We start from the raw sequence: 13,724 nt of genomic DNA on the forward strand, positions 1-13,724 counted from the left end.
TATTGAAATTTACTTTATCAATTATTCTACTCTTATTAAAATTTTTTTCTTAGTTAAAATTCTCACTAAAAATCAAGAATTTACTTTTTATCTTTGACACCAAGGCGTAATCTTTTCTACTTTTTTGCTAATTTTGCAATTTCCACTATAATATCTGCTGCTTTTTCCATATGTTCTAGACAACTAAATTCATATTGTCCATGGAAATTTTCTCCCCCAACAAAAATATTAGGTGTTGGAATTCCCATGTAGGAAATTTTAGAACCATCTGTTCCTCCACGAATAGGTATTATTATTGGGGTTACTTCTGCATTTTTCATAGCTTGTTCAGCTACATCAACACAACGTTTATCGTCTTTAATAACATCACCCATGTTATAATATTGATCAAACATGTCGTACTGAACTACATTACCATATTTTTCATTAATTTTTTGAGCAACCTCTTTTGCATATTCTTTTCGTTCCAGAAATTTCTCTCTGTCATGATCGCGAATTATATAAACCATTTCCGCTTCTTCTATACGTGCTTCCATATTGTGAAGAAGGTAAAACCCTTCATATCCTTCAGTATGTTCAGGAACTTCTTTTTCCGGAAATAATAAAGCAAGTTCTGCTGCAATTGTATTAGCATTTTTCATTTTCCCTTTAGCTGTTCCTGGATGCACACTTACTCCGGTTATTTTATAAGTAATTTGTGCAGCATTAAAACTTTCATATTGAAGTTCTCCTAGCACTCCTCCATCCATAGTGTACGCATACTTTGTTGCAAAGTTTTTTGCATCAAAATGGTCAGCACCACGTCCGATTTCTTCATCTGGTCCAAAGGCAATTCTAATGTCGCCATGCTCAATTTCAGGATGTTCACTCAAATATTTTACAGCTTCCACAATTTCTACAATCCCAGCCTTATCATCTGCTCCTAGTAAGGTTGTTCCATCAGTTGTAATTAACGTTAAACCTTTGTAATTTTTTAAATTTGGAAATTCGCTTGTAGTCATAACGATATCTTTTTCTTTATTTAAAATAATATTTTCGCCATTATAATTTTTTATTACTTGTGGACTAATTCCCTCTACGTTGAAATCAGCAGTATCAACATGCGAAATAAATCCAACAGTATCATATTCCTTATCGGTATTAGAAGGAAGTGTTGCAGTTAAAAACCAATTTTCCTCGTTAAGAACTACATCATCTAATTTCAAACTTTCCAGTTGACCTTTTAACATTTTTAAAAATTCTTTCTGCTCAGGTGTCGATGGAATAGTTGTACTACTAGCATCCGATCTAGATTTAAAATTAACATATCCTAAAAAACGCTCTAACATTGTTTCATATTTCATTATTCTACACCTCTAAATTTATTTTAATTATATTATAATATACTTTCCCTTGAAATGTAAGGGTTAATCCATATTTTTATAATTTAATTAAAAAATTTTATTAATATTTTTTAAATTTTTTATAAAACATTAATAGATTTTTTTATGATAATTATATTTTATTCTTATAAAAATTATATATTCAATTCAATAAAACTTTATCCTTAATATATTCTTAGTAGTATGGTAAAATAAATATGTATTTTAAGGAGGAATTATTTAAATGGAAAAAGTTATGAACTATGAAGACACAAAAATAGTTAATTTTCATACTATTTATCCGAATCATATGAATAGACACGACACTCTATTTGGTGGACAGACATTGTATTGGTTAGATGATGTTCAAGGACTAGTTATCAGACGTTATACTCATCTACCATTCTTTACAGCTAGTATTGATACTTATCAATTTTTAGATGTTGTTCATCGTCACGAAGCACTAATCATTAATAGCTACATCTCCCGTGTTGGTACTCGCAGTGTCGAGATTTTCGCAGAACTTAGTGCATTTAACCACGAAACTAGAAAAACACGCCTAGTTGGAATATGTTTTTCTACCTTTGCCATTAATCGTGATACAGTTTTAGAAAATCCACTACCAAAAGTAGAGTATACAGATGAAATTTCTAAATTTGTTAGTGGTAGTTACCAAGATCGCCAAAGCGGAAAACTAACAGCTCGCAAGTTTTGTAAAGAGTATCTTAAATACTATAATAAATAAAGTAAAATATTATAATCTTAACAAAGAATAGATACGAAACATGAATAAATTAATCGTGTCTATTTGTTGTTGAATAAACTTTTCTCTATTTGAGTGTAATTTGAAATCAATTAATTTTTTATAAAATTTACGAAACTCCAACCTTTATTTTCATTCCTTAAGGAAAAACACTTACTAGTAGTACCCTTCAAACTTCCTTTTCCTAATAATTCTAAATGATATCAAAATTTAGAGTTTTAAAGAAGCAATGCTTAACTTTTATAAAAAATTAAGTAAGAAAATATTATGTCATCAACATTTAATTACAGTATTTTTTAGATGATATTTCCCCTTTGTAAACAAAATCACTAAGTTCCTGTAACTAAAAAATACAACTCTTAATAAAAAACATTATATAATATGAAAATATATATTATTCTGTTCCCGTTAAAAATCTCTTCTAAACTATCATTCCTGTTCAAATATATTATTCATTTAATTAGTAATTTCACCCCTTTTGGATAAACATTATTTTATGTTGTTATGTTTTATAAAATAAATCTAAAGATATTTATGATTTTTGAATATTAACACTTGCATATATCTCAAACTGAGTATTACAGCTTATCGTTAGCTTGTGATTTTGTAGAAATTAAAATTTATATATACCTTATCCAAACTATCTTTTATAAATTTCCTCTAGTCAATTGAATAAAGTAACTCTAATACCTTTTCCTCAAATTTAACCAATTTCTCTTCTGCTATTTTTCTATTAGTATCTTTTACATAAATATATAATTTAATTTTTGGTTCTGTTCCACTTGGACGCAATGTATACCATGATTCATCCGAATAACTAAATTTAACAGCATTTGTTTTTTCAATTTCAATATCTTTTTCTTCACCAGTTTTAACTGTCTTTTCTTTTTGAGTTAAATAATCAGTCACCGCTATTATTTCACTACCAGCAATTTCACGAGAAAAAATTTCACGATATTCCTTCATCATGCGACCAATACGTTTAGCTCCACTCGCACCTTCAAGAACAATAGAAATTGTTTTGTCTAGATAGTAACCATATTTATCGTAAAATCCATCCAATACATCAACCAATGATTTTCCTTGTTTTTTGTAAAAAGCTGCTGCTTCGACTAGTAACATTGCTATGGTAACACCATCTTTATCACGTAAAAATGTTCCTACATTATATCCTATGCTTTCTTCATATCCCATAACATAATTTTTCTCATGAGTTTTGTCCCATTCATTAGGCAATGCACAAATATTTTTAAATCCTGTTAAAACATCAACAACTTCTACCCCGTATTCTTTACACAACGGCTCCACCATTTTAGAAGTAACAATTGATTTTACTAAGACTGGATTTTCAGGAAGTTTATTTTGTTTTGCCAAATTTTCAATTACATATTGAACCAAAATTGCTCCAGTTTGATTACCATTGAATGGAACGATTTCTCCTTTATGAACCACTTCTACAGCTAATCGATCACAGTCTGGATCAGTTGCAATAAGTATATCTGCATTAACATCTTTTGCTAAACGTTCACTATACTCAAATGCTGCAGTATCTTCTGGATTCGGATATTCAATAGTTGGAAATGTTCCATCTGGATCTTTTTGTTCTTCTACTACATGAACATTCTCAAAACCACGACGTGCTAACACAGTCGTTACTGCCTTGTATCCAGCACCATTTAGTGGAGTATAAACCACTGAAATACTTTTGTCTATATTTTCATCATTAATAGCACAATTCAAAGATTCTTCATAGAATTTTTCATCTATTTCTTCTCCTATATATACTAAAAGTCCTTTTTCTATTGCTTCTTCTTCACTAATAGTAACATAGTTATCAAAAATATCCATTGAATTAATATATTCAAGAACTTTATCACTTATATCAGACTTAATCTGCGAACCTTCTTGCCAATATACTTTATAGCCATTGTACTCTTTTGGATTGTGACTTGCAGTAATATTAATTCCACTTGCAGTTTCTAAATAACGAATAGCAAATGATAATTCTGGTGTAGGACGAAGATCTTCAAAAAGATACGCCTTCACACCACTACTAGCCATTACCAATGCAGCTAATTTTGCAAATTCCTTAGAGAATAATCGCGGATCATGTGCAATTGCAATTCCTTTATCTTGCAATCCGTTATCTATAATTGTTCTTGCTAATGCTTTAGTAGCACGTGCAATAATAAAACGATTCATTCTGTTAGAACCCATTCCTACTTTTCCACGAAGTCCAGCAGTCCCAAACTCTAATTCTTTATAGAATCTATCCTCTTTTTCTTCCTCATTACCAGCAACATTTTTCAACTGAAGTTTTTCTTCTTCAGTAAGTGCTGAGCTATCTAACCATTTTTCATATAATTCTTGATAATTACTCAATATATATCACCTCTTTTACTAAAAATTAAGCTAAGTTTAATGCTATTTCCATCATTTTTGTAAATGCTGTTTGTCTTTCTTCGGGAGTAGTTTCTTCTCCTGTTACTAATGAATCACTAACAGTAAGAATTGTTAAAGCATTTACTCCAGCAGCTGTTGCATTTGCGTACAAGGCTGTACTTTCCATTTCAACTGCTAAAACTCCCATTTTTATCCAATTTTCCATAGCTTTTTCATCTGCATTATAAAAAATTTCACTACATAAAATATTCCCAACATGAACGGGTTGATTCATCTCACAAGCTTTATTATACGCTTTTAATAATAATTCAAATGAAGCTGTTAAACTATAATTTCCTGGGATATTATATTGATGCATGTAGTTTGAATTAGTTGAAGATCCCATCCCCAAAATTACATCATATAATTTAACATCTGGCTGTAATGCCCCACAAGTTCCAATTCTAATTAAATTTTTAACTCCAAAAGTATGAATTAATTCATATGAATAAATTCCAATACTAGCAGGTCCCATTCCAGTACCCATTACTGAAATTTTTTTCCCATTATATGTTCCAGTATATCCAAGCATTCCACGCACTTCATTAAAACAAACCGCATCCTCTAAAAAAGTTTCTGCAATAAATTTTGCTCTTAGCGGATCACCTGGTAGTAAAACTGTTTCTGCTATTTCTACTCCATTAGGTTTAATATGTGGTGTTTGTTTATTTGACATCGGTTAGTCCCCCTGTAAATATTTTAATAATAACATTATTATACCTTTTTTTTGTTTCCTTAACAAGAGATATTAAAAAAATAATTATCTTTACCTTATTTATACATTTAAAGTTTTTTTCTCTAAATTATTAAATTTTTATTCAGTCAAAATTTAATTTTTTTGTAAAAATTTTTTAGAGAAAAACTTCTACTATTATGTTTTTTATTTCTAAAAAATTAGCATTAACATTAAAGTATAAAATTATATTTTTTCTTTCTAATTTATATTTTATTATGAGCTTATGAGAAAATTAACTACAATTTTAATAGTATTTTCATAAGTTTTATTATATAATTAAACTTATGATTTAAAATTTATTAGAAAGAGGTTTTTTTATGTTACAATTAGCTGTCTTTTTCCCAGTAATTGCAATGTTTTTTGTTCCACTTCTTAGAAAGAATTTTAGAAATATTCACACTGGAAAGTTTGTTATAATTGTACCACTACTTTTATTTATATATTTTTTATCTAATCTAAAAAATATATATTCTGGCGGTATTATTTATAAATCATTTGCATTTGCATCTAATGTGGGACTTGATATAAATCTAAAACTTGATGGATTATCCCTACTTTTTGCTTTGCTTATAACCGGAATTGGTACTCTTGTAATTTTATATTCATGTTATTACATGAATATAAAGGATGAAAAATTACATAAATTCTATATATTCTTACTTATATTTATGTCAGCAATGTTGGGAGTTGTTCTCTCTGATAATCTATTAAGTATGTATATGTTTTGGGAAATGACTTCCGTTTCTTCATTTCTACTTATTAGCTATTGGCATGAGAATGATGCTTCAAGAAAAGGGGCATTAAAATCACTTATTATTACAGTATTTGGTGGAGTGCTTATGCTCTCTGGTATTTTTATTTTAAATAATATAACTGGAAGTTTTAATGTAAGTGAAATTATTTCCTATAGTCAAAATAATAATTATACTTCTAAATATTTAGTTGCTATGGTTTTGATTCTTTTTGGAGCATTCACAAAATCTGCACAATTTCCATTTCATATTTGGTTACCAGATGCAATGGCTGCTCCTACACCTATTAGTAGCTATCTGCATTCTGCGACAATGGTAAAAGCTGGAATTTATTTACTACTTAGAATAGGAGTAATCTTCTCTGCATTTACTTCATCTTTTGGAAACATACTTATTATTTTTGGAACTTTGACTATGCTTATAGGTTCTATTTCCGCCATTTTCCTAAAAGATTTAAAAGGAATTTTAGCATATTCTACTATAAGTCAACTTGGGATGATGACACTTATGATTGGTATTGCAAATTTAGGTTTATATAATAACAATAATTTTATATATACCTTTGCTTTTTATGCTGTTTGTTTCCACATCATAAATCATGCTGTATTCAAAGCAAGTTTATTTATGATTACAGGAATCATTGATCATACATTCCATACTCGTGATATTAATAAACTACGTGGTATTCAAAAATTCATGCCTCTAAGTTTTATTCTTAGTGTAATTGCTGCATTTTCTATGGCTGGAGTCCCTCCTCTTAGTGGATTTTACTCTAAAGAATATTTTTTAACGGCAGTATATAGTTTAACTAATTCTAGTTTCTTCTATGTTGTTGTGATTATACTTGTTATAATTGCTGCAATTGGTACTGCTATTTATTCATTTATTTTAGCATTCAAACCTTTCTTAGGAACGTTTGATAGCAAAATACTTGAAGACAAAAAAATTCACTTAGCCAATAATAAAATTTTTATTGCACCTACAATTCTAGTAGTTTTTGTAATAATAAATACTTTTATAAAAGATTACATTGTTATTCCAGCACAAATGTCAGCACTTGCCACCAATATTACTAACAGGCAAGTTATATCACACATCCAACATGACGGATTTATTTCAAGTGAATTAATAACTTCTATCTTTGTTATTGTTATTGCAGCTGTTATTTATAAATTATATGCTAACAAAAATATCATTTATAAATACAATCCTAGTTTAATTTCTGTTCATGGTATTTATAATAAATTAGGTAGTTCTTTGCATAAAGGAGCAGGTCTTTTACATGATACCTTCATAACTAATGAACTTAGAAGAAATATGAGCTATATTTTCCTAACTTTATCAGCTACTATTATTGGTGGTTATTTAGCAATTGGAAAACCACTTATTATAAATACATTTTCTAGGATCCATATTATGAACATTGCTATTGGATTTTGTATTGTGATATGTTGTATTGCTCTAGCTCATACATATAATCGTTTAGTTCTTATTATTCTATCATCAGGAATAGGATTTATGATGACTGCATTGTATGTAACATTTAGAGCACCCGATTTAGCAATGACTCAATTTGTTATAGAATCAATATCTACTATTATTTTCTTAATAGCATTTATTCTATTAACAAATAAAACAAAACATATTGAAAAACAAAAATTCAAGTTAACAAATGCAATGATTGCATTTTTAACTGGATTTAGTTTTATTGTTATTGGATTAGTTTCTTATGCTTATAAACATCCATCAGAAATTAGTAAATTTTACTTTGACAATGTCGTTGCTTCGGGTGGCGGTAATATCGTTAATGTTATCATTGTTGATTTTAGAGGATTTGATACATTATTTGAAATTACAGTTATGACTATGGTAGCACTAATTATTTATGCTATGTTTAAAATTATAAAGCGAGGAGGTACAAAAAATGAAAACTAATGATGTTATTTTAAAAACATTATCACTTATTATATCTAGCTGTATATTTTTATTATCTCTTAGTTTATATTTTGGAGGACATTTTCTTCCAGGTGGTGGCTTTGTAGGAGGATTACTTTGTACTATGGCATTGGCACTTTCTATGTTTACCTATGGAATTGATAAAGTAACTAGGCTGCTTCCTATAAATTATGTTTATGTTACTGCTATCGGACTTCTATTTTCTATAGGTACTGCTTTTAGTGGAGTAATTGTTGGAAAAAATTTCTTTAAACATCATTTTACTCATGTCCATATCCCAATAATGGGTGAAATGGAGCTTCATACTGCTGCTATTTTTGATTTAGGAGTTTACTTAGTAGTTGTTGGTGTCTTAATGTCAGTTATTTTGGCTTTTGGAAAGGATGGTAAATAATGGAACTTTTTATGATTATCTTATGCGGTATTCTCGTTGGATCTGGAGTTTACCTTATGCTTTCTAAGAGTATGATGCGTATAATTATTGGTGTTGGACTTTTTAGTCATGCTGCGAATTTAATTATACTTATTGCTGGCGGTTTAGAAGATGGAGACATTCCTATTATTTCTGAACTTGGAAAAAATTATATAGATCCTGTTCCAGCAGCATTAATTCTTACAGCTATTGTTATTGGTTTTGCAGTTACATGTTTGCTTATTTCCATTTACATAGCAAACTTTAAATTAAAAGGTAGTGATAATGTAATTGAATTAGAAGATGTCGAAAATATGAAGGAGGAAAAATAGATGCACAGTAATTTACCAGTTATACCAATTTTTATACCTCTTTTATTCGCTGCAATTACGATATTATTTAGAAAAAGAGTTGCTTTCCAACGCTTATTAACATTGATTGCTACTAGCCTTACACTAGGATTTTCTATTTATAACATTTTTATGGTAAATAAACATAAAATTCTAATTTTAGAAATGGGAAATTGGATTAGTCCTTTTGGTATAACCTTGACCTTAGATGGATTAAACAGCATCCTAGTAACAACTTCTGGTGTAGTTTTCTTAGCAACTTTGTTTTATTCGTTTAAAACTATTGATAAGATTAGAGAACTTAGTTTTTTCTATCCAGGATTTTTACTTATAATGGTAGGAATTAATGGAGCATTCACCACTGGAGATATATTTAATCTTTTTGTATTCTATGAAATTTTACTTATGTCTTCTTACTTACTTCTTTTGGTAGGTATTAATAAAGAGCAACTTAAATCATCTATTAGCTATGTTTTAATGAATGTTTTTGCTGGAAGTTTGTTTGTTATTAGTATTGGTTATCTATACACTATCGTTGGTAGTTTAAATATGGCTTATATTTCACAAACTATTTCAAATATGTCTGACAGACGAGGTTTATATCTTGTTGGTGCAGTAATGATCTTTGTTTTCTGCATGAAAGGTGCACTATTCCCGCTATTTACATGGATGAATAGATCTTATGCAGCACCACCAATTTCAGTTTCAGTTATTTTTGGGGCATTACTTACAAAAGTTGGACTATACTCAATAATTAGAACTTATGGTTTATTTTACTATGAATCTAGTTTTATAAAATCTTATCTTCTGATACTCGGCTTAGTTTCAATAATTGCTGGATGTATTGGAGCAATTTATCAAAAAAATCTAAAGCAAATAGTAATTTTTAACATAGTAATTTCACTCGGAGTTATGGTTTGTGGTACTGCTACCTTAAATTCATTTGGCCTAAAAGGTGCATTATTCTATGCAGTAAATGATATACTTTTAAAAGCAGCTCTATTTATTGTGGTTGGATTGATAATATATGTCAGTGGTGTCAAATATTTGAAAAAATGTGGTTTGATTAATCAATACCCTGCACTTCCATGGATATATTTTATTATCGTTTTATCATTAGCTGGCGTCCCTCCTTTTAGTGGATTTTACGGTAAGGCACTCATTATTAAAGGATTGGTTTTAGATAATAATATTTTTATAGCAAGTATTGTTGCATTATCAGGATTGGTAGTATTTTATTCATTAATAAAAATATTCCTTAATATTTTTTATGACAATATAAATAAAAATTTAATCTTAAGACCTCTTCCGAAAAATATCCTTATCCCTCTTATTTCATTGGTCGTTATCGCTTTAATTATTGGAATAAGCTCTAACATATTAGATGATCTCTTTAATAAAAGTATCCAAATGATATTAAATCCAAAAGAATATATTGATTTAATTTTGAGGAAAGGAGCGTAATTATGGCGCTACAATTTTTGATAAATATTTTTGTTGGTACACTGTGGATGTTCTTTGTAGGAAATTATAACTTAGAATATTTTTCTGTAGGATTTTTCTGGGGAATGATTCTTCTATTTATTTTTAGAAAAGTTTTTTCAAAAACTTTCTTAGGAAAACAACTTTATTACATTTATATTTACAAATGGATAAAACTTATCCTAATATTCTTATTAGAACTTTTAAAGGCAGATATAAATGTATTGAAAATGATGTTTAAAAAAGATTTAGACGTTAATCCTGTCATTTTTGAGTACGATCTTGATGTTAAAAAAAATTGGCAAATTACACTACTTTCAAATATGATTACTCTTACTCCAGGTACACTTACAGTCAATATTGGACATGATAATAAAAAGTTATATATTCATTGTCTTGATACTAATGACATTTCTTCTGAAATAGATGGAATTAAGAATAGCTTTGAAAAAGCAATATTGGAGGTAGATATAAATGGATAAAATATTAAACCTTGTTATCTTACTAGGAATTTTTGCTTGTATAACAATGATATTTTTCCTTTTAATATATATTGTTAAAAAACCTAGTATCTTTGATAAACTAATAGCAAGTGATTTACTTGCCATGCCATTAATTTCTCTAATTGTTTTAATAAGTATGTATTACAAAACATTTTCTTATATATCACTTATTTTAATTATTACAGTTATATGTTTGGTAGGTACAATAGTTACGGCTAAATTCTTAGCGAAAAAGGAGGTATTCAGTGATGATTCTAAATAGTATACTAGATATTATAATTATACTTCTTATACTCCTTGCTATTATTTCTATGTTAGCAACAGTACTTGGTTTTATCAGATTACCTGATGAATTAACTAAAATACACGCTGCTGGTGTTACTGGATCATTTGCAGTAGAACTTATTTTAATTTCTGGATTTATCTATTTCTACAGATATCTTCATGTATTCGAATTTAAATTCTTACTAGCAATTTTATTTTTATTTTTAGTATCACCTGTATCAGCTCACATGATTTCAATTAGTACCATTATATTTAACAAAAAAGTTTATTCTAAAAATAATAAAAATGAAGCTAAAAAAGTTCTTGACGATATAGAGAAATTAAATAAGTAAATTTTTAAAACTTGATAAAATTAATTTTAAAAAATTTTATCAAGTTTTTTATTATTTCATAATTATTCTTGAATCCAATCAAAATATATATATACTTTACGATTAAATTATATCTAAAACCCTAGAAACCTTGACTTATTTTATTTTATATAGTAATATTCATATAGATTACAAAATAAGGAGTTATTTTTATGAGGAAATATTTTGGGACAGACGGTATAAGAGGTATCGCTGGTGAATCTCTTACCGCTGATTTAAGTTTTAAGGTAGGTAAAGCCCTTGGAAAATTACTTACTGATAAAAAAGATCGTCCAAAAGTAATAATTGGTAGAGATACAAGAATATCTTGCGATATGATTGAATATTCACTTACTGCTGGATTAACTAGTATTGGAGTTGATGTAATGACTGTTGGTACAATTCCTACTCCAGCTATTGCCTACCTTACAAAAACAATAGAATCAGATGGAGGAATCATGATTTCTGCATCACACAATCCATATCAAGATAATGGAATAAAAATATTCGGACCGGATGGATTCAAACTTACTGACGAACAAGAATTAGAAATTGAATGTTTTATTGATGAAAATGAGAAAGTAAAAGAAGTTAGCCATGAAAATATTGGTAAAATATACTCAGGTAACGAACTTAGTCAAAAATATATTCAACATATAAAACAATCAATTACAGGTGACCTTTCAGGAATTAATATAGCACTAGATTGTGCTAATGGCGCTACTGCACAAGTTGCTCCATTTTTATTTGGTGATTTAGAAGCTGATATCGAAACTATTGGTTGTACACCAAATGGAATTAATATAAATGATAATGTAGGATCTACAAAAATTAATACTTTAGCTAATTTTGTTAAAGAAAATAATGTTGATGTTGGTTTCGCATTTGATGGTGATGGTGATAGAGTATTAGCCATTGATGAAAAAGGTAATATTGTTGATGGTGATAAAATTATGTTTATTTTAGCAAAATACCTTAAAGAAAATGGTGAATTAAAAGATAATATGGTAGTTTCTACGGTAATGAGTAATATTGGCTTTTACAAAGCGATTGAGCAAAATGGGCTTCGATCTGTTAAAACATCTGTAGGTGACAGGTATGTTGTAGAAGAAATGAGAAAAAATGATTACTCATTAGGTGGCGAACAATCAGGACATATTATTTTGATGAATTATGCTACCACAGGTGATGGGATTTTAACTGCTGTAAAATTAGCAAGTATACTTAAAAATTCTGGAAAATCCTTAGGAGAACTAGCAAACAAAGTTGATATCTATCCTCAAAAATTAGTTAATATTAGTGTTAGTGATAAAAAGTCAGCTATGGAAGATAAAGAAATTCTTGAAGAATGTTCTAAAGTAGAAAAAGAATTAAAAGGAAACGGACGAATACTCCTTCGTGCTTCAGGAACTGAAAATTTGATTCGTGTTATGGTTGAAGCAAGTAGTGATGAACTTACAGATAAGTACTGCAAACAAGTAGCTGATATTGTGAGAGAAAAATACGAAATAAAATAAATAATAATAACAAAACTGATAAAATTTTCCTATTACTCATGTTGAATTTTTTATTCAACTTTTAAATTTAGTAAAGATTATCAGTTTTTTTTATGTTTATAAATTAAAAAATTCAAGAAAAACTATTTGTTTTATAATTTTTCATCTGTTACTTTTACTAAAAAAATTTTTATTAATATATTATTAATAAGTTAGGTTGTATTATTATATGAATCTGTATTTCGAATATTTTAATTTTAAAAATTTTTATACATTATATACATTTTTTTGTATATTTTTTTTCTTAATATTATCTTAATAAATTTTTAATATATAATAATTTGTTTATTAAAAATTTATTTTTTCAAAGTTACTTTATATTTTTATTGTAAAAACTTTACTTTATTTTATTTACTGAAATAAAGGCATTTTTTATATTTAAAATACAAAAAAATAAAATTTATTCTCTAAATATTAATTTTTTTATCTAAAAAAACTTCTATTAATATTTTTCCAAAAAAAATTTAATATTTTTTAAAAAAAAATTTATTTTTCTCTTGTTTTTTGTATATACTTCTGTTATAATTACATATGAAGTAATTATTATATTACTTCATATGTTCTTTTATTATAAGTCTCCCTAGCTTATAATAAAGACTTTTCATATTTACTCCCTTATTTCTACCTTACAATATTTTTTGTAAGGTAGGTTTTTTTATAAGTTACTTTAATTCAAAATCTTTTTTTTTAAAATTTCATTATTTTTACATAATATTTCATAATTATTTTCTTTATTTCATTTTTTTCTCTAATGATAGATAAATTTTACTTGACTT

At 27.7% G+C, this 13,724-nt stretch carries 12 protein-coding genes; 9 read left to right on the forward strand and 3 right to left on the reverse strand.

Features of this window, described 5'->3' with window-relative positions; translation table 11 throughout:
* Nucleotides 1–116: 116 nt before the first annotated feature.
* Nucleotides 117–1,343 carry a peptidase T gene (gene pepT, locus H612_RS0106750; RefSeq protein WP_027130749.1) on the reverse strand — a complete coding sequence of 409 codons (1,227 nt, stop codon included), beginning with the start codon at nucleotides 1,341–1,343 and terminating at the stop codon, nucleotides 117–119.
* A gap of 262 nt (nucleotides 1,344–1,605) precedes the next feature.
* Between pepT and H612_RS0106755 the strand changes: the two genes are divergently transcribed.
* On the forward strand, nucleotides 1,606–2,106 hold the full coding sequence (locus H612_RS0106755; protein ID WP_027130750.1) for an acyl-CoA thioesterase: 501 nt from the start codon (nucleotides 1,606–1,608) through the stop codon (nucleotides 2,104–2,106).
* Nucleotides 2,107–2,784: 678 nt separating this feature from the next.
* On the opposite strand, the gene H612_RS0106760 is transcribed toward H612_RS0106755, so the two are convergent.
* Entirely contained in the window at nucleotides 2,785–4,506 is a 1,722-nt protein-coding gene (locus tag H612_RS0106760) for a phospho-sugar mutase (RefSeq protein WP_027130751.1), read from the reverse strand.
* 25 nt (nucleotides 4,507–4,531) lie between these two features.
* A complete protein-coding gene (gene deoD / locus H612_RS0106765; protein ID WP_027130752.1) occupies nucleotides 4,532–5,242 on the reverse strand; it encodes a purine-nucleoside phosphorylase in 711 nt (236 codons plus the stop codon).
* 377 nt (nucleotides 5,243–5,619) lie between these two features.
* Between deoD and mbhE the strand changes: the two genes are divergently transcribed.
* The 8 genes from mbhE to glmM all read left to right on the forward strand — a co-directional run bounded on the left by mbhE (nucleotide 5,620) and on the right by glmM (nucleotide 12,909).
* On the forward strand, nucleotides 5,620–7,989 hold the full coding sequence (mbhE, locus tag H612_RS0106770) for a hydrogen gas-evolving membrane-bound hydrogenase subunit E (protein ID WP_027130753.1): 2,370 nt from the start codon (nucleotides 5,620–5,622) through the stop codon (nucleotides 7,987–7,989).
* On the forward strand, nucleotides 7,979–8,404 hold the full coding sequence (locus H612_RS0106775; RefSeq protein WP_027130754.1) for an MnhB domain-containing protein: 426 nt from the start codon (nucleotides 7,979–7,981) through the stop codon (nucleotides 8,402–8,404). Before mbhE ends, H612_RS0106775 begins: the two co-directional genes overlap by 11 nt.
* Nucleotides 8,404–8,754, forward strand: coding sequence for a sodium:proton antiporter (locus H612_RS0106780; protein WP_027130755.1), 351 nt, complete (start codon nucleotides 8,404–8,406; stop codon nucleotides 8,752–8,754). Before H612_RS0106775 ends, H612_RS0106780 begins: the two co-directional genes overlap by 1 nt.
* Nucleotides 8,755–10,236, forward strand: coding sequence for a proton-conducting transporter transmembrane domain-containing protein (locus H612_RS0106785; RefSeq protein ID WP_027130756.1), 1,482 nt, complete (start codon nucleotides 8,755–8,757; stop codon nucleotides 10,234–10,236). It begins immediately after the preceding gene.
* Nucleotides 10,237–10,238: 2 nt separating this feature from the next.
* Nucleotides 10,239–10,736 (forward strand): Na+/H+ antiporter subunit E, encoded by a 498-nt coding sequence (locus tag H612_RS0106790; protein ID WP_027130757.1) that lies wholly within the window; start codon nucleotides 10,239–10,241, stop codon nucleotides 10,734–10,736.
* Nucleotides 10,729–11,019: a monovalent cation/H+ antiporter complex subunit F gene (locus H612_RS0106795; RefSeq protein ID WP_027130758.1), complete on the forward strand. Its 291-nt coding sequence runs from the start codon at nucleotides 10,729–10,731 to the stop codon at nucleotides 11,017–11,019. The genes H612_RS0106790 and H612_RS0106795 overlap by 8 nt, the downstream gene beginning before the upstream one ends.
* Nucleotides 11,006–11,374 carry a monovalent cation/H(+) antiporter subunit G gene (locus H612_RS0106800; protein WP_027130759.1) on the forward strand — a complete coding sequence of 123 codons (369 nt, stop codon included), beginning with the start codon at nucleotides 11,006–11,008 and terminating at the stop codon, nucleotides 11,372–11,374. Before H612_RS0106795 ends, H612_RS0106800 begins: the two co-directional genes overlap by 14 nt.
* Before the next feature lie 191 nt (nucleotides 11,375–11,565).
* Nucleotides 11,566–12,909 carry a phosphoglucosamine mutase gene (gene glmM / locus H612_RS0106805; protein WP_027130760.1) on the forward strand — a complete coding sequence of 448 codons (1,344 nt, stop codon included), beginning with the start codon at nucleotides 11,566–11,568 and terminating at the stop codon, nucleotides 12,907–12,909.
* Nucleotides 12,910–13,724 lie beyond the last annotated feature (815 nt).

The organism is Gemella cuniculi DSM 15828 (genome assembly GCF_000425665.1).
Classification (GTDB): Bacteria; Bacillota; Bacilli; order Staphylococcales; family Gemellaceae; genus Gemella; species Gemella cuniculi.